A 16887-nucleotide genomic window follows, 5' to 3' on the forward strand; every position below is an offset into this window, starting at 1 on the left:
TATTGAAAGTAGTTGCAATAGAGATATCCTGTAGCTGAGTTAAGTGGTGGAGTTATATCCCTCAGTCTGACTCTCTATCTCTCTATGTTGTGGAAACAGCGGGGATCCCGCGGCGGCAGGATGTGGGTCATCTGCGTCTTCTCCGGGCCTGGTTGAGGTTCTTTGCTAATGCAAGTAATTCTAACTAGCAAGAGTATGGCTGATCGTGTTGATGCCCGGTTATGCTCCCAGCACCTACTGGCCGGCTTCCATGTAACAGCGGTCAAAGAAAATGGCCGCAGCGGCTTTCAACTCGACCGGCCAGTTTCAAGGATCCCGGCAGCAGTGGGCAACAGTATCCTGTAAGCTGGTTGAGTCAGAGGCCCTTCTGGTTTGGGATTGGTGCATCCGGGTCGTAGCTATCGCCGTCTCATCCCTTTTATCCGGCCCCATCTGTGGATGTTGTTGTTGGGGCTGACCTGCACTCTTGGCTTTGTCCTGACCATGCCCGCGCTTGCCTACTTGATCGAGTGGGTGGCCCGCTCCATCGGCGCCGGGGATCTGGGGCAATTGCGGACGCTGGCCCTGATTGGAGTGGTGTTTTTCTTGGTGCGTGGCGCCTTCCAGTACGGCCAAGACACCCTGATGGCGAGGGCTTCCCTGCAAATGGTGTTGGAATTGCGCCAACAGATCTATGCCCATTTGCAAGCGCTGGATGTGGATTATTTTTCCGGCAGCCGCACCGGCGATCTGGTCTATCGCCTGACAGGGGATCTGGATCGGGTGGGAGAGGTAGTGCAACGCTTTTTCCACCGTTTCATCCCCAGCGTGCTCACCATCTTGGCGGTGGTGGCCTACCTGTTTTATCTCAACGGCATTCTCACCTTGACCACCCTGCTGATCGCCCCCCTGATGGCCGCTTTGATCAGTTGGTTTGGGGATCGCCTCTTGTTTCGCTCCCGCCTCAACCAAGAGAAGATGTCGGATTTGGCCGCCCTCTTGACAGAAGTGTTTGCCGGCATCAGTCTCACTCGCGCCTTTGCGGCCGAGGACTACGAAATTCGCCGCTTCAGTGCCATTGCCGAAAGCAACCGCCTGGCCCGGTTTCAGACCGAGCAGGTGAAAGCCATCCAAGACCCGGTGGTGGGTTTCCTGTACGCCATGAGCGTGTTGGGGGTGTTTTGGGTGGGCGGCTGGCAAATTAGCCAGGGCAACCTGACCGGCAGCCAGTTTCTCGGCTTTATTGCCGGTGTTGCCATGTTGATCGACCCCATTGTGCACATCACCAACAACTACAGCGAGCTGAAACAGGGTGAGGCTTCGGTGGAGCGGATTTTCGAGCTGCTGAACACTCGCTCGCAGATCCGGGAGCTGCCCGGCGCTCGGCCTATGCCCCCCATTCAGGGCTGGGTGGAATTCGAGCAAGTTTCCTTTGCCTACAAACCGGATCAGCCGGTGCTCAAGGAAATCAGCTTTCAGGTGTCTCCCGGCGAGATCGTGGCCTTGGTGGGATCCTCCGGTGCCGGCAAATCCACCCTGGTGAGCTTGATTCCCCGCTTTTACGATCCGCAGCAGGGCTGCATCCGCATCGACGGCATCGACATCCGCACCGTCACCCTCAAGAGCCTGCGCCGCCAGATTGGCATTGTGCCGCAGGAGATCACCCTGTTTTCGGGAACCATTGCCAGCAACATCGCCTACGGACAAGAGCAGTTTGACCTGGAAGCGGTACGCCAGGCGGCCCAGGTGGCCAACATCGACACCTTTATCGAGAGCTTACCCGATGGCTACGCCACCCGCGTGGGAGAACGCGGGGTCACCCTTTCCGGCGGACAACGGCAACGGCTGGCCATTGCCCGCGCCGTGTTGCTCAACCCCAAGATCTTGATCCTGGACGAGGCCACCTCTGCTTTGGACAACGAGTCGGAAGCGTTGGTGCAGGAGGCGCTGCAACGGCTGATGCAACGTTGCACCGTTTTTGTTATCGCCCACCGCCTCTCGACAGTGCGCACCGCCCACCGCATTTTTGTCTTGGAGCAAGGGCAACTGCTGGAGCAAGGAAATCACCGCGAGCTGCTGGGCAAAGGGGGGCGCTACGCCCAGTTTCACCTGCGCCAGTTTCAGTAGGCTTCAGAGCCGCCACTCCTGCCGGAAAGGCCGATAGAACTCCGAATCCTGAGGCGCACCCCCCGCGATCCCGCAGATGGCCGAGGCAAATTGCACCGCCCGCTGCAGCAACACCTCCTCTGGCCATCCCCGCAGCAGGCCCAGGATGGCCACGGCACTGAAGCCATCTCCAGCGCCCACCGTATCCACCATCTGAGGTACGGAAACCGGGTCGGCCTGATAAACCTGGGCGGGGGTGATCAGGAGCGCACCTGCGGCCCCTAGAGTCAAAAATAGACCTTTCAGGTTCAACTGCGCCCGCAGGATCTGCCCTTGCTCCCGCACCTCTTTGGCAGGGATCCCTTCTAGCCGCGCCACCTGCTCCAGCTCCGCCTGGTTTAGCTTCAGCCAATCGCAGGTGCGCAGCATCTCCCGGATGGGATCCGGCTGCCACCAGGGATCCCGCAGGTTGAGATCCAAAAACACCGGACAGCGAAGGGCGGGGATCGTCTCCTGAAAGTGGCGATGGGCCGCTTCCCGTCGCGCCGCCAAGCTGCCCCGATAGAGCAGGCTGGGCTGGAGAACCCCGATATCCAACTGAATGTAGTCGTAGGCTTGGTCGGGCAAGATGGCAAAGCTTGGGATCCCCTCTGCATCCAGCGTGACTTGGACTTGGCCGGTGGGGTGAATCGGATCCCGTTGCAAACCTTCCAGGCGCAGCCCCTGCCGCCGCAGCGCCGCCAACAACTTTTCTGCCGCTTCGTCTTGGCCGATGCGGCTAAGCAAGAGGGGATCGGATCCTAGCCCCTTGAGGTTCCAAGCCACGTTCAAAGCCGCACCGCCCAGCACCACCTGGCTGGGGAAGCAGTCGAAAAGCACCTCCCCCAAAATGAGAGGCAAGCCCTGGGGCACATCGGGGGGATCCATCATCGGCACTTAGGAAGCAGCCGCTCCCTGCAGCTCCAGGATTTGCTGGTAGGTGTTGCTGCGGAACCAACGCTCGATTTCTCTGGCCCGCAGGACCGGCAGCGGATGGGTGCGCCCCACCGTTTGCATCTGCTTCAGCTCCATCTGCCACAGATCCCCGTCCAGCTCGTCGTAAGCGCGGGCCTGCTCCAAAAAGGCGTCCACATTCAGCTTAGAGGCCAATTGCGGGGATCCACCGCACAACTTCATCAACACCGAGATCACCGTCTTGGCGTCTTGGGTGACCAACAGCGCCGCCCGGTCACAGGTAAACTCGGCGCACCGCAGCCAGTGCATCAGTTGCTCCTGCAACGCCTGATAAAACAGCCCGCCGAAGGGGAGCAAGCTGGTGGAGAGCATGAGGATGTTGGCCATCGTCAAGTAGACGCCGTGATTACATTTCAAATGGCCCAATTCATGGGCGATCACGGCTTGAATTTCCGGCGGCTCCAACAGATCCAGCAGAGAGCTGTGCAAAACGATAAAAGGCTTTTTCCCCTGCATGGCAAAGGTATAGGCATTGGGCGTGGGGTTCTGCCGCACATAGAGCTGGGGCACGTCCAGATCCAAGATGCGACAGGCCTGCACCAAAAGCTGGTGAATCTCCGGCAGCTGATGCTCGTTAATTTGAATACTGGAAGCGATGTTATCCAGATAAAAGACCTGTCCTGCTGTTGAGCCGAGCCAGTTTTGAATCAGCAGGCCCAGCCCCGGCACCTGCTGCAGAGAGCGGGTTGCCTGCAGATCCACAGGATGGCGAAACTGGTCGGCCCGCAGGCCCAGCAGAATGCGAGGTTCTTGTTGAATGGATGACATAGACAAGATGGGGAGAAAAAGGCTTCAAAAGCAGGCGGGCGGCTGGAGCTTGGGGATCCCTGCTGTCGGCCGTCAAGGGATGGAGACCAAGAGAGCTGGGCATGTCCGGGCTGACCTGCAACTGAGGGCTGTGAACCCCCTCCAACTGTTGCCTCGGCAGACTCCGCCCTTCCCTACATGGTTTCTTGATTTTAGCCGCTACTCTGGAAACATCTCTTCTCTCGACCCTAGTCCGTTTGCAAGCTAGACCCCTTTGTCGTCGTTCTAAGGTCATCATGCGGATCCCGACTTCCACCTATCGCATTCAGTTTCATGCTGGGTTTGACTTCGAGGCAGCACGGCAAATGGTTCCCTACCTGAAGTTGCTGGGCATCAGCGACTTGTATGCCTCTCCCATCTTCCAAGCCCGCAGCGGTAGCACCCACGGCTACGACGTGGTGGATCCGAGGCAGATTAACCAGGAACTGGGGGGAAGTGAAAAGTTTGAGCTCTTGTGGGAAACCCTCAATCAGCAGGGAATCGGCTGGATCCAAGACATCGTGCCCAACCACATGGCCTATGACGGCCAAAACCAAATGTTGATGGATGTTCTAGAAAGTGGGCCCAACTCAGACTTTATCGATTACTTTGATGTCAACTGGAACCACTCCTATCTGGGTATTAAAGGCAGGATCTTGGCACCCTTTTTGGGAGATTTCTACGATAAATGTTTGGAGTCTGGTCAAATTCAGCTTCGTTACGATGCCGATGGCCTCAGCATCAACTACTATAACCTGAGATTTCCTCTGAATATCGATACCTATGCCGATGTTTTTACCTACAACTTAGGTAAATTGCGGCGGAAGTTAGGGCGAAGCCACCCCGACTACATCAAGTTACTCGGGATCCTCTTCAGCCTGAGATTTATACCCAGCAAGGAAGATCTCCTAGAACGCACCGATCAAATTAACTTTGCTAAGCACTCCCTTTGGGAGCTTTACACGTCTAGCCAATCTATTCAAAACTTCTTTGACGAGAACATTGCCATCTTTAACGGCAAGCCGGGGGATCCCTCAAGCTTTGACTTGTTGGACGACCTTTTGGCGCGGCAGAATTTCCGCCTTTCCTTCTGGAAAGTGGGCGCCGAGGAAATCAACTACCGTCGCTTCTTCACCATTAACGAGCTGATCTCGCTGCGGATGGAGGATCGCGAGGTCTTTCGCAAAACACATCAGCTTATCCTTAAGCTGGCAGAACAAGAGCGCTTTACAGGCTTACGTATCGACCACATCGACGGCCTGTTTAACCCGGAAGAATATCTCCATCGCCTGCGGGAACGCTGCCCAGATCTCTACATCGTGGTAGAGAAAATCCTAGAAGCCGATGAGAAACTGCCTCAGCAATGGCCGATTCAAGGCACAACAGGATACGACTTTTTAGCCAAGCTCAATGGTCTTTTTTGCCAGGAAGAAAATGCAGAGGCTTTTGACTCTCTTTATCAAGACTTTACGAACCTACGACATTCCCCAGAACAGGTGATTGAAGACAAAAAACGTTTGATCATCGAGCGCAACCTGGCAGGTGATATGGATAATCTTGCTTTTTTGCTCAAGCAGATCACCAGCCATCACCGCTACGCTAACGACTTTACCCTCTACAGCTTGCGCCGAGCCCTGGTGGAAGTTTTGGTGTGCTTCCCGGTTTATCGAGTTTACATCCACCAAGGGATCCTCAGCCCAGAAGGTCAGCAGGTTATCCGTAAAGCTGTAGAGAAAGCCAAGGAGAACCTGCCCATCTTGGTAAACGAACTAAATTTTCTGCAGCGTTTTCTCTGCCTGGAGTCTCTCGACAATTTGTCAGAGCAAGAGAGAAACGAGCAGATCTACTTTGCCATGCGCCTGCAACAGTTGGCCGGCCCTCTCATGGCCAAAGGGGTAGAGGATACGGCCTTCTATGTTTATAACCGGCTACTATCCTTAAACGAAGTGGGCGGGGATCCCTGCCGTTTTGGCTTTTCTCTGCAGGAGTTTCACCGCTTTAACCAAGAACGAGCAGCCGAGTGGCCTTTTTCGATGAATGCTTCCTCTACCCACGATACCAAACGCGGCGAAGATGTACGAGCCCGCCTGAATGTGCTGTCTGAAATCCCTGCTGAATGGAAAAAACACATCAACCTTTGGCATGAGCTGAACCTCGGTTACAAGGTCCGCAGCAATCAAGCCAAGCGCTCGGAACTGCCAGATCGCAACGATGAGTATCTGCTCTACCAGACTTTGCTCGGCTCTTATCCCTTCCAAGCGGAAGAGGTGCCCCAGTTCGTGCAGCGGGTTAAGGACTATGCCATCAAAGCTGTGCGGGAAGCCAAAGTTCACACCGCTTGGCTTCGCCCCGATACCGAGTATGAAGAAGCCACCCTCGCTTTTATCGATCAGATCCTACAGACCTCAAGCCCCTTTTTGGAGTCCTTCTTGCCTTTCCAACGCAAAATTGCCCACTTTGGCATCTTAAATTCCCTCTCGCAAACGCTGATCAAGCTCACCAGCCCTGGGATCCCGGATATTTACCAAGGTACCGAGCTATGGGATCTAAGTATGGTGGATCCCGACAATCGTCGGCCTGTAGATTTTTCTCGTCGCCTCGCCTACTTAGAAGAAATTCAACGGCGAGTCAAACAGGATCCTCTACAGCTTGTCGAAGATCTGCTGTCCCACCGCCGCGACGGACGCATTAAGCTGTTTCTCATTCATCTTGTGCTCAGGGCCCGTCAGGAACAGCCGCAGTTGTTTCTTGGCGGAAATTACATTCCCCTGCAGGTGAGCGGATCCCATGCTGCCCACGTGGTGGCTTTTGCCCGCCAGCACGAGAAGCAGGTTTTGATTACGGTGTCACCCCGCTTTTTGACCTCGTTGATCGACGAGACGCAGGATCCCCTGGGAGAAGCCGTTTGGAAAGATACTGAAATTCATCTGCCCCGCTGGAAGCGGCTGGAGTGGGTGAACGGGCTGACCCAAGAAGGGATCCCTGCCGGCGAAACCTTGCCGGTGGGCATCCTCCTCAAGTCTTTTCCGGTGGCCCTGCTGTGGGGGCAGAAGAACCTACTGAGCAATTGAGGCCGGGGTCAGGGCCTGAAAGTTGGCGATGCGGGCAAACTCCCGCGGATCGAGGCTGGCCCCGCCCACCAGCACTCCGTCGATCTGGGGTTGGGCCATCAGCTCGTCGATGTTGCCGGCTTTGACCGAGCCGCCATACAGGAGGGGCAGTTGGTCGGCGCCCAGGTGCTGGCGGATCAAGCCGATGACCCGATTGGCCTCTGCGGCTGCACAGGTGTCGCCGGTGCCGATGGCCCAGATCGGCTCGTAGGCAATCACCAGGTTCTCCAGATCGATCCCTGCCAAGGCGCGATCCAACTGCCCTAGGATCCAAGACTCGATCAAGCCCTGCCGTCGCTGCTCCTGGCTTTCGCCCACGCACAAGATGGGGGTGAGGCCATGCCGCTGCGCCGCTGCCAAGCGCCGATTCACGGTTTCATCTGTCTCGCCGAAGTATTGCCGCCGTTCACTGTGGCCGACGATCACGTAGCGCACCCCCAATTCCGCCAGCATGGGGCCGGAGATCTCCCCGGTAAACGCCCCCTGATCCTCCCAATGCAGGTTTTGTGCTCCCACGGCGATGCCGGATCCCCGCGTTTGCTCTGCCACCACGGACAGGTCTGTGAAGGGCACACACAGGATGATCTGCCGTTGTGAAGCCGCTCCTAAGGACGACGCTTGCAGAGCCGGAGCAAACTCCCGCAGAAACTGGCGGGCCTCAGCCTGGGTTTTGTACATCTTCCAGTTGCCGGCGATGAGGATGGGACGCAAGGTGGATCCTCCCTAAAAGACGCTCAGAAGACAACTAAAGAAGGGGATCCCAAAGCAGAAACCCAAATGGATAGGCAGGGATCCCAGCTTTTGTTTTTTCGTATGTCACAGTTTATCAGCAAGCGGCTCCAGAATACGGCGATGGGATCCGGGCCCCGGTTAACCCTCCTGGGCCGTCTCTTGTTCCAGGCTGGCAGCGATGGCCGCCAGGCAGTCTTCCCAGGCGGCTCCCTGCTCCAGAGATTGGACGGCGACGGCATAGGTCTGGGGGTGGGCCTGCAACAGCGCTCGTCCCTGGCGTAAGAAGCGGTTGATTTGGATCTTCATTTTGGCTGGAGAGGTCAAGGGCTGCGCTGCCAACAGCGTTGCCAACTGCTGCCGATCCTCTGTATCGCCCGTAATTTGGCTGTAGTGCAACGATTCTGCGGCTGCCCCCGCCATCCAGAACGTGCCGTAGCGCTCCACCTCTGCCCAAGGGATCCTTCCCTGAGCCTGCCAAGTGTGCATCGGGGCCCGATCCAACTCCACCCCGCCGTAGCCAGGCATCCCCCGTCGAAAGGCTTGCCAGGGACTAAGCACATAGCCCAACAACGGGATCCCGAGCAGATGGGCCACCAAAATGTGCCCCGCTTCGTGGCGGATGACCCGCTGCCGGTAGGCCGGCGAAGCCCAATCCAGCAGCCCGCCCAGCAACCCTGAAATCCGCCCCCCAAAGGCCACTTGCTCGACGATGACCAGCCCCACCAGTCCTACCAGGGGCATGGCAACCCGCGGCCCCAGCACCGCCGACAAAACCAAAGCTGCCACCACCCAAGCAGCGCGAGTAATTCCAGCTTCTGACATCGGCTAGCTACCCCCTTAACCAACCAGCTGAAGGGAGGATCCCATACCAGCTTACGCGCCAAAACCCAACAGGAAAGCCGGGCTTTCACAACCCGACAATCTGGGTGTTTTCAAAGGTGGCGAGAATTGCATCCAGATCTTTGCTCTGCAGTGAGTAGGTGGCAGTGGCATCGCTGCCAAACTGGATCTCGTCCCCATCCTCAAGATCCCGAAATTCCACCCGTTGCCCACCCACGTAAAGGCCATTGGTGCTAGGATTGCCCTGAATGTCGCCGTCGATAATTTGGTAGGTGAACCCGTCGGGAGAAGAAGGAGATTCGGTTTTAACCAAAATAGCGTGGTAGCGAGAGGCGTACTGCGAGTCAATGCGAATACTGTTGCGCGGATCCCGGCCCAATGAGTAGAGCTCGGCTGTCAACCAGTAGGCCTTTGGCCCCTGTCGATCTTTGACAATTAGCACATGATTGAGGGCCGGTCGGCGAGGGGGCGTGGTCATAAAGCCACCCACTTGCACAACACTGAGGGCAGTATACCCAAAACATAACATACGGAATCCCCCAGTTGGATCCCTATATCCACCGGATGAGTCTCACTGGGATGGGCAGGATTGGCCCATCACCCTGAGCAGCGAGTAGATTTTTGTAACAACTCCTCTCATAATGGGATTAACGATGCACATGGATCTCTGACCATGAATGGCTCGCAACCGGATCCCGGTGTCCAACCCCGTCCTCCCCAGACACCGAGGCTGATTGAGCTACCGGAAGATGAAACCGATGCGCAGCTTGGCGATCCCCTGCGCATGCAGCGCTACGAATGCCGTTCCTGTGGCTACGTTTACGAGCCAGCCAAGGGGGATCAACTCAATCGGATCCCGGCGGGTGTGCCGTTTGAGGAATTGCCCGCCGATTGGAAATGTCCGGTGTGCCGAGCCGACCAGCGCTTCTTCCAAGCAGTGGGAGCCAAAGGCAAGCCTTCGGGTTTTCAAGAGAACTTGCGCTACGGCCTGGGGGTGAACGTGATGACCCCTGCCCAAAAGAACCTGCTCATCTTCTTGGGATTGGCGCTGGGGTTTTTATTTTTGATGAGTTTTTATTTCGTCGAGTGATGGCCAAGATGTTGAAGCTCTTGAGACTGGCGCTGTTGGCTGCTTGCTCCCTGCTGCTGATGGCGGCGCGGATGCCGAATATGCAGGTGGTGCCCTGGCAGCAGGTGGAGGTGCCTACCCAAAACATTCTGCTGGACATCGCCTTCACCGGCACCACCCCTACACACGGCTGGCTGGTGGGAGACAAGGCGACACTGCTGGAATCCCACGATGGCGGTTTGCACTGGCAGGTGCGGGAGCTGTCGAGCTTGGAGCCAGAAGCCTACCTTGCCTCGATCAGCTTTGCCGGGGCAGAAGGCTGGGTGGCCGGGCAGCCGAAGATCCTCCTTCACACCCTGAACGAGGGATCCGACTGGACTTCCATTCGCCTCAACACCCAACTGCCGGGTGAGCCGATCTTAATCCAGGCTTTGGGCCCTGGGGCTGCCGAGATGGTGACCAATGTGGGCGCCATCTACCGCACGGAAGATGGCGGGCAGACCTGGCGCGCTCAGGTGGAGGAGCCGATTGGGGCCATCAAAAACATCGCCCGCGGCCCTGGGGGAGAATACCTGGCGGTGTCGTCGCGGGGCAGCTTTTATTTTCTCTACACGCCAGAAAGCCGCGCCTGGAAGCCTTATCCGCGGGAGAGCTCCCGCCGCATTCAAAACATGGGTTTTGGCCCCAACGGCAGCGCCTGGAAACTGAACCAAGGGGCAGAGATTGCCTTCACGGAGGACTTCACCTCTGGCGAGTGGGCGTCGCCGCTGCGTCCGGGTCGGGCCCTCAGCTTTGGCTATTTGAATGCGGCCTATCAAAACGACCACGACCTGTGGGTGGTGGGGGGTGGCGCCACCCTGATCCACAGCCCCGACGGTGGCAAAACCTGGGAGCAGGCTAAGCAAGTCAGCGATATCCCCGCCAATTTCTACAGCATCGAGTTTTTCGGCCCCGACCGAGGGTTTATCTTGGGGCAACGGGGCACCCTCTTGCGCTATGTCAGCTCCAACAACTCCTGACGATCTCAGGGATCCCTAGCCGGTACGCGGGTGGATACACGCGCCAGGGCCACAGTTTCGCTTCCGCGGCTGCTGGTTGCTGCCAGCGGTACTGGCGGGCACGTTTTTCCGGCTTTGGCCATTGCCGAGCAGTTGCCCGATTGGCAGATCGAATGGCTGGGGGTGCCGGATCGGATGGAAGGGAAGCTGGTGCAGGAGCGCTACCCTTTGCACCGGGTTGCCATGTCTGGCTGGCAGGGATCCCCTCTCCACAAGCTGCGAGCCTTGGCTCAACTGGCGCGGGCGACCCTGCAGGTACGCCAACTCCTCAAGTCGGGACGGTTTGATATCGTCCTGACCACCGGTGGCTACATCGCCGCCCCGACCATCTTGGCCGCCCGTTCGCTGCGGGTGCCGGTGTTGCTGCACGAGTCCAACCGCATCCCCGGCAAAGTCACCCGTTGGCTGGGAAGATTTTGCCACGTGGTGGCGCTGGGCATGGCGGAGGCGGCAGAGCATTTGCCGGGGGTGGCCGCCCAAGTGGTGGGCACGCCGGTGCGGGCCGAGTTCTATCGGCCCCAGCCCCTGCCCGCCGATCTCCCCATCCCCGACGGGGATCCGCTGATCGTGGTGATAGGGGGGAGCCAAGGGGCACGGGGCCTCAACCGCATGGTGGCCGCCTGTGCCGAAGCTTGGTTGGAGGCGGGGGCTTGGATTGTGCATCTGACGGGCGGCAGCGAGGCCGGGATCCCCATCCATCCCCGCTACCGGCCCTTTCCTTTCCGCACCGATGTGGCTGCCCTGCTGCAGCGGGCAACGTTTGCCATCAGCCGGGCCGGAGCCATGAGCCTGGCGGAGTTGTGGGCCACCGCCACTCCGGCCATTTTGATCCCCTATCCTTTTGCCGCCGAGGATCATCAGTATCAGAATGCCCTAGCCTTTGTGGGGCGCGGTGGGGGTGTGGTCATGCGAGAATCCGAAGAGCATGTGGACTTGCTGCGGCAAACGGTGTTGACCTGGTTGGCTCAGCCGCAGGTGGTTGCCCAAATGGCTGCCCACTTGCAAGCCACAGCTCCCCCCAATGCCAGCAAGGCCGTAGCCCACCTGTTGCAGGAGATCTGCCAAAGTTCTGCCCGTTAACTCCCCCAGAGGGCCAGCCGTGGTACAGCCGAGAGTGGATGGTCTTTCCCAATGTCCGCCTGAGCCCGCCGTTTGCGCTCCTCGGACGGAGCCGTCAACCCCGCTGCCAGAGCTCCGGCTCGCCGACAGGACGGAATCGCTGTTGATGCAGCTAGAGCAGTGCTTCGGGATCCCTCAGCGCCCCCACACCCCCGACGGCCTTCCCCTCTATCCCGATCTCCTGGACGAGTTGGTGGGCACGGTTCTCTCCCAAAACACCACCGATTACAACAGCAGCCGTGCCTTCCGCGCCCTCAAAGCTGCCTTTCCCACCTGGGAGGCCGTCTTGGCTGCCGACCTGGCGGAGCTGGCCCAGGTGATCCGGCCCGGCGGCTTAGCCCACCTCAAGGCAGCCCGCATTCAGGAGATCCTGGCTGCCATTGGCGAGCGACGGGGATCCCTCAGTCTTGACTTTCTAAGAGACCTGGACGACGCCAGCGCCCTCGACTTTCTGCTCTCCCTAAAAGGGGTAGGGCTGAAGACCGCCACCTGTGTGTTGTTGTTCGGGCTGGGTCGGGATCTCTGCCCGGTAGATACCCACGTGCATCGAGTGGCCAACCGTCTGGGCTTGGTGCGGGCCAAACATCCCGACGACACCTTTGCTCAGCTTTCCCCGCAGATCCCCAAGGGCAAAGCCTACTCCCTGCATGTCAACTTCATCCGGCTGGGCAAGCGCATCTGCAAAGCGCGTATGCCCGAGTGTAGCCGCTGCCCGCTGCGTCGCACCTGCCCCTCTGCCCCCTTGCGGCAACGTTGATCCCCGCAGCAGAGTTCTACGCAGAGGGGATCCCCTCTTGTCCGTTGCCCTGGGCTGGAGGAACTTCCGGCTTCAGGACTTGCCGCACAGATTCGATCTCTTGGGAGAGCAACACCCGATCCCGATCCAAGAGGCCGACCACATGCTCCGGATCCTCCCGCGAGACCACCGGCAACTGGCGCAAATCGTATTCGTACATCGGCTCGGCAGCCACTGCCACCGCCTCATCGGGAAAGGTGGTGAGCACCGCCGATTGGCTGACCTGCTCTACTGTCAGCTCGGCCAATTCCCCAGCTTCCCTGTGAGCCAAAGCGCGCTCGAGGTCTTCCAGGGTGAGAATGCCTCGCAGCCGCTCCTGGCCATCCACCACCAAGGCGCTATGGCACTTTTGTTGCAGCAAACGCTCCAGGGCCTCCCGCAGGGGCGTATCCTGCTGCAACAGCAGAGAAGGGGGTACCATCACCTCTTGCACCGTCAGGCCCTTGTTGGGCTCCTGGCCGCGACGGCCGGAAGGGTAGATGGCCGGTGAGTGCAACTGCTCCGCCAGCCAAATGCTCAAACCCACCGCCGCCATCACCGGCAGCGCGATGTGGTAGTCCCGCGTCATCTCAAACAGCAGCAAAATGGCCGTCAGCGGAGCCCGCACACTGGCCGCCAACACCGCCGCCATGCCCACCATGGCGTAAGCGACAGGGGGAGAGAGGGCGATGGCGGGCAACACCTGTCCCAACACCTGGCCGTAGGCTGCCCCCAACACCGCCCCCAGGAACAAAGCCGGCGCAAAGGTTCCCCCCACAAAGCCGCTGGCCAGGCTCAAAGCGCTCAGCAACAGCTTGCCCAGCAAAAGCAGGCCCAGATGGCCAAGGGAAAAGGGCACAGCCTGCAAGATCGACTCAACGGTTTCATAGCCCACCCCCAACGCCAACGGGATCCCCAAGCCCGCCCAGCCCAGGATCGCCCCCCCCAAAATGGGCTTGCTCCAAGCCGGCCAAGCGGCCAGGGGGCCACTGCCGAACAGGTGCTTGCCCCACTCCAGGGTGTAGCTGAAGGCCAGAGAAACCAGGCTGGCCAAAAAGCCCAAGCCAAGATAGAGGGGCACCTCCAGCAGGCTGTGGATCTCGTAGTCCGGCAAGACAAAAGCCGGCTGCGTAATGGTGGGCAAGAGAAAAGCCGGCTGCGCCCCCAACCCCACCTGGGCGACCAGGGCCGACACCACTGCCGCCAACACCACCACACTGACGGCAGAAGTGGTGAACGTGCGGGCCAAAGCCAGCTCCAGCGCCAAAAACACTCCGGCAATCGGCGCATTAAACCCCGCCGCCAGCCCCGCCGCCGCCCCCGCCGCCAGCAACAGTTGCACCCGCTCCCGCGAGAGGCGCAGGTTTTGCCCCAGCAGGGATCCCAACAAAGCGCCACTTTCCACACTGGGCGCTTCCGGGCCCAGGGAAGCCCCCGCGCCCAACGAGATGGCAGCCGCCAGGAGCTTGAGCGGGATCCACCAGGACTGAGGCGCCAAAGGACGAACGGAGCTCACCAGACTGGAGAGGCTCGAGTTGGGGAAGGGCACGACTGCTCCCAAAGCGCCGATCAGCAGACCTCCCAGCACCGGCGCCAAAGCCAGAGACCAGGATCCCGGCAGCCACAGGCCATGGTGTTCTGCGGCTCTGCCGATGCCATCGACAAAGACGTCTTGCAGCAGATAGCGACACCAGCCGATCAGATAGCGAAACCCGACCACCAACAGCCCCGTGCCTAGCCCCACTGCCGCCGCCAGCAGCAGAAGAAGGTTCTCAGAAGAGAGGCGCAGGCGGAGAGCGAGGGCGCTGCTCATGATCGGCTCAAGGGCTTGGGGAAGGCAGGGTCAAGATCTCTACGCCAGTTTCGGTGACGGCAACCGTATGTTCGAATTGCGCCGAAAGCTTGCCGTCCAAAGTAACAGCCGTCCACTTGTCGGGGAGCACCTTCACCTCCCAAGTGCCCTCGTTGATCATCGGCTCGATGGTGAACACCATGCCGGGGCGGAGCTTCTCCCCTTTCCCTCGTTCGCCGTAGTGGGGGATCTGGGGGGCCGTGTGAAACTGCCGTCCCACCCCATGCCCGACAAAATCCCGCACCACGCTGTAGCCCTGGGATTCGGCATATTCTTGAATGGCAGCGCCAATGTCGCCGACCCTCCCCCCCGGCTTGACGGCGGCAATGCCCCGCCGCAGACATTCTTCGGTTACCTCCACCAAGCGCCGCGCCCGCTCAGAAGGCTGTCCGACAAAGAACGTTTTGGAGGTATCGCCGTGGTAGCCATCCAAAACCGGCGTCACATCGATGTTGATGATGTCGCCTTCTCGCAAAACCTGCTTGGGGCTGGGAATGCCGTGGCAGACCACGTGGTTGACGCTGGTGCAGATGGACTTGGGAAAGCCGTGGTAGCCCAGAGGGGCGCTTCTGGCCCCATGGGCCCGTGTCCAGCGCTCCGCCTCGTCGTTGAGCTCTTGAGTGGTAATCCCCGGCCGCACCAGCGGCTCTAGGTGCTTGAGCAGATCTGCCGCCAGGCGACAAGCCCGCCGCATCTTCTCCAGTTCCCGCGCCGAGAGCAACACAATGGGCTGGGGAGCTTGCGCGAGCTGGCTCATGCCCGTCTGCAAAGCGGATCCCAACTGCTCTCCCCATCGCTGAGAGCGACGGCTGAGATCTGTTAACAACGCTCGCATGTCTTCCATGATCAGACCTTAGATTAGACTTAATCTGTGAAAATTGTTCGCGTCAGCGGCGTGTAGCACCTCGAACCTCTGCCCCCGTCCAGGATGGGTTTGAGTTGAGGTACTCACTCACAGATTCTCTGCCGCCGACGAATCCGCTGCACCAACCACAGCCCCAGAAAATAGCTGACGAGAGCTCCCCAAAAGCCGACAAACGCACAGCCGACAAACAGCGTGCCCGACACCTCCAGGCCCCACTGCATCCAGTTTCGCCAAGTGGCCGCCACCAGCTCTGTGGTGGGAAGGACAGTCCGGGATCCCAGCAGCCATTCTCCCACCCGATAGTTAAAGGCATAGATGGGCACATAGGTGAGGGGATTGCTCACCCAGGTTCCTGCTGCCGCTACTAACTTATTGCCTCGAAATGGAATGGCCAGCACCAGAGCAGCCAGGGTTTGAAAGCCAAAAATCGGGAAGCAGCCAGCAAAAACCCCTACCGCCAAGCCGCGGGCAATTTCCTTGGGCGACGATTGCAGCCGCAACAGCCGCAGGTAAAGATAGCGCAGCCAACGCTTCCAGGCAGAACCCTGGCGGGCCGAGGTCGGCCCCAGTTGAGATCCAGAGTAGGAGCGGGAATAAAGCCCAGGGGATCCCGACGAAGGTTCAGAGAAAGAGGGCAGCCTCAACCAAAAGAGGGGGCTCATGGTGGCAAAAAGGGCAACGGAGGGAAGGTGTTAACTCCTGTAAATCCAGTGTATCTTTCCTGCCGTCGGCAAATCCAGGTCGGCAGCAACAGGATGAGGCTGGAGGATCCATTGAAGGGCGCTAGCTGAGCTTGTCCACCAAGGCCAGCACGAAGTGAAGACTCAAGTAGGAAACCAGCGCCACCAAAAACAGGAACAGGGCAATGCTCAGCCCAGATCGCAGGGCGACCCATTCTCTCTTGGGGTCAGGCTTTTCGGGGGGAGTTGTCATCAGAGCAAGTAGAGCAGGATAAACAACACAATCCAAACTCCGTCCACAAAGTGCCAGTAGATCTCAGCAGCCTCGACGCCAAAGTAGTGTTGGGCGCTGTAGTGGCCCGGCTTCAGGGATCGCCAGAGCACCGCCAAAATAAACAGCAACCCCGCCGCCACGTGCAGCCCGTGAAACCCCGTCAAGACATAGAAGGTACTGGCAAACAAGTTGGTGGTGAGGCCAAACTCCAGGTGGCTGTACTCGTAGAGCTGCCCGGCCAGGAAGATGGCCCCCATCAGGGCAGTGAGGGCAAACCACAGCCGCAATCCCTTGACGTTATTGGCCTGGATGGCAGGCTTGGCCTGGTGGATAACCAAACTGCTGGAGAGGAGGATTGCCGTGTTGATCCCAGGCAAGAGCAATTCCCGCTCCGGCGTCCCTTCCGGTGGCCAAACCGGGGCCGTGAGGCTGTAGGCCAAATAGGCCATGAACAGGCCCAAGAACAGACAGCCTTCCGCTACCAGGAACATCAGCAGACCAAAAACGCGATGATCTGGGTGCTCGGCATGAGCGGCATGGGCCTGAGTGTGGCCGACCATCAAGGCATCAGAAGCGAGGGATCCTTGCATATTCCTGTCCACTTAAAATCAATTTTCGCCAAATTCCA

Annotated in this window: 17 protein-coding genes; 7 read left to right on the forward strand and 10 right to left on the reverse strand. The window is 59.0% G+C overall.

Annotation, left to right across the window (positions count from 1 at the left end):
* Positions 1-195: 195 nt before the first annotated feature.
* Together NW858_RS05890 and NW858_RS05895 are read left to right on the forward strand one after the other, a co-directional pair.
* On the forward strand, positions 196-345 hold the full coding sequence (locus NW858_RS05890; RefSeq protein ID WP_414347990.1) for a hypothetical protein: 150 nt from the start codon (positions 196-198) through the stop codon (positions 343-345).
* 36 nt (positions 346-381) lie between these two features.
* On the forward strand, positions 382-2106 hold the full coding sequence (locus NW858_RS05895) for an ABC transporter ATP-binding protein (protein ID WP_414333744.1): 1725 nt from the start codon (positions 382-384) through the stop codon (positions 2104-2106).
* Positions 2107-2109: 3 nt separating this feature from the next.
* Here the strand turns inward: NW858_RS05895 and NW858_RS05900 are convergent, their stop codons facing one another.
* Together NW858_RS05900 and NW858_RS05905 are read right to left on the reverse strand one after the other, a co-directional pair.
* A complete protein-coding gene (locus NW858_RS05900; protein WP_414333742.1) occupies positions 2110-3015 on the reverse strand; it encodes a carbohydrate kinase family protein in 906 nt (301 codons plus the stop codon).
* A gap of 6 nt (positions 3016-3021) precedes the next feature.
* A complete protein-coding gene (locus NW858_RS05905) occupies positions 3022-3867 on the reverse strand; it encodes a M48 family metallopeptidase (RefSeq protein WP_414333740.1) in 846 nt (281 codons plus the stop codon).
* 275 nt (positions 3868-4142) lie between these two features.
* Between NW858_RS05905 and treY the strand changes: the two genes are divergently transcribed.
* Positions 4143-6956 (forward strand): malto-oligosyltrehalose synthase, encoded by a 2814-nt coding sequence (treY, locus tag NW858_RS05910; protein WP_414333738.1) that lies wholly within the window; start codon positions 4143-4145, stop codon positions 6954-6956.
* On the opposite strand, the gene tpiA is transcribed toward treY, so the two are convergent.
* The 3 genes from tpiA to NW858_RS05925 form a co-directional block, all read right to left on the reverse strand.
* Entirely contained in the window at positions 6942-7706 is a 765-nt protein-coding gene (tpiA, locus tag NW858_RS05915; RefSeq protein ID WP_414333737.1) for a triose-phosphate isomerase, read from the reverse strand. The genes treY and tpiA overlap by 15 nt on opposite strands.
* A gap of 159 nt (positions 7707-7865) precedes the next feature.
* Positions 7866-8549 (reverse strand): hypothetical protein, encoded by a 684-nt coding sequence (locus NW858_RS05920; RefSeq protein ID WP_414520104.1) that lies wholly within the window; start codon positions 8547-8549, stop codon positions 7866-7868.
* A gap of 85 nt (positions 8550-8634) precedes the next feature.
* On the reverse strand, positions 8635-9045 hold the full coding sequence (locus NW858_RS05925; RefSeq protein WP_414333734.1) for an FHA domain-containing protein: 411 nt from the start codon (positions 9043-9045) through the stop codon (positions 8635-8637).
* A gap of 195 nt (positions 9046-9240) precedes the next feature.
* On the opposite strand from NW858_RS05925, the gene NW858_RS05930 reads away from it, so the two are divergent.
* The 4 genes from NW858_RS05930 (at position 9241) to NW858_RS05945 (ending at position 12570) form a co-directional block, all read left to right on the forward strand.
* Entirely contained in the window at positions 9241-9657 is a 417-nt protein-coding gene (locus tag NW858_RS05930; RefSeq protein ID WP_414333732.1) for a rubredoxin, read from the forward strand.
* 8 nt (positions 9658-9665) lie between these two features.
* A complete protein-coding gene (locus NW858_RS05935) occupies positions 9666-10655 on the forward strand; it encodes a photosynthesis system II assembly factor Ycf48 (protein ID WP_414333730.1) in 990 nt (329 codons plus the stop codon).
* A 30-nt stretch (positions 10656-10685) separates the two neighbouring features.
* Positions 10686-11774 carry an undecaprenyldiphospho-muramoylpentapeptide beta-N-acetylglucosaminyltransferase gene (murG, locus tag NW858_RS05940; RefSeq protein WP_414333729.1) on the forward strand — a complete coding sequence of 363 codons (1089 nt, stop codon included), beginning with the start codon at positions 10686-10688 and terminating at the stop codon, positions 11772-11774.
* A 145-nt stretch (positions 11775-11919) separates the two neighbouring features.
* Positions 11920-12570: an endonuclease III domain-containing protein gene (locus NW858_RS05945; protein WP_414338612.1), complete on the forward strand. Its 651-nt coding sequence runs from the start codon at positions 11920-11922 to the stop codon at positions 12568-12570.
* A gap of 16 nt (positions 12571-12586) precedes the next feature.
* On the opposite strand, the gene NW858_RS05950 is transcribed toward NW858_RS05945, so the two are convergent.
* From NW858_RS05950 to NW858_RS05970, 5 genes are all read right to left on the reverse strand, one after another.
* Positions 12587-14401, reverse strand: a complete 1815-nt coding sequence (locus NW858_RS05950) for a chloride channel protein (RefSeq protein ID WP_414520105.1) — start codon at positions 14399-14401, stop codon at positions 12587-12589.
* A gap of 7 nt (positions 14402-14408) precedes the next feature.
* Complete coding sequence (map, locus tag NW858_RS05955; RefSeq protein WP_414333759.1) at positions 14409-15197, reverse strand: type I methionyl aminopeptidase; 789 nt, start codon at positions 15195-15197, stop codon at positions 14409-14411.
* Positions 15198-15388: 191 nt separating this feature from the next.
* Entirely contained in the window at positions 15389-15949 is a 561-nt protein-coding gene (locus NW858_RS05960; protein ID WP_414333723.1) for a DUF2062 domain-containing protein, read from the reverse strand.
* A 139-nt stretch (positions 15950-16088) separates the two neighbouring features.
* Positions 16089-16238 carry a hypothetical protein gene (locus NW858_RS05965; RefSeq protein ID WP_414333721.1) on the reverse strand — a complete coding sequence of 50 codons (150 nt, stop codon included), beginning with the start codon at positions 16236-16238 and terminating at the stop codon, positions 16089-16091.
* Positions 16238-16849 carry a cytochrome c oxidase subunit 3 gene (locus NW858_RS05970; protein WP_414520106.1) on the reverse strand — a complete coding sequence of 204 codons (612 nt, stop codon included), beginning with the start codon at positions 16847-16849 and terminating at the stop codon, positions 16238-16240. Before NW858_RS05970 ends, NW858_RS05965 begins: the two co-directional genes overlap by 1 nt.
* Between the last annotated feature and the right edge of the window lie 38 nt (positions 16850-16887).

Source organism: Synechococcus sp. H55.10, assembly GCF_047502715.1.
In the GTDB taxonomy this organism is placed as follows: Bacteria; Cyanobacteriota; Cyanobacteriia; order Thermostichales; family Thermostichaceae; genus Thermostichus.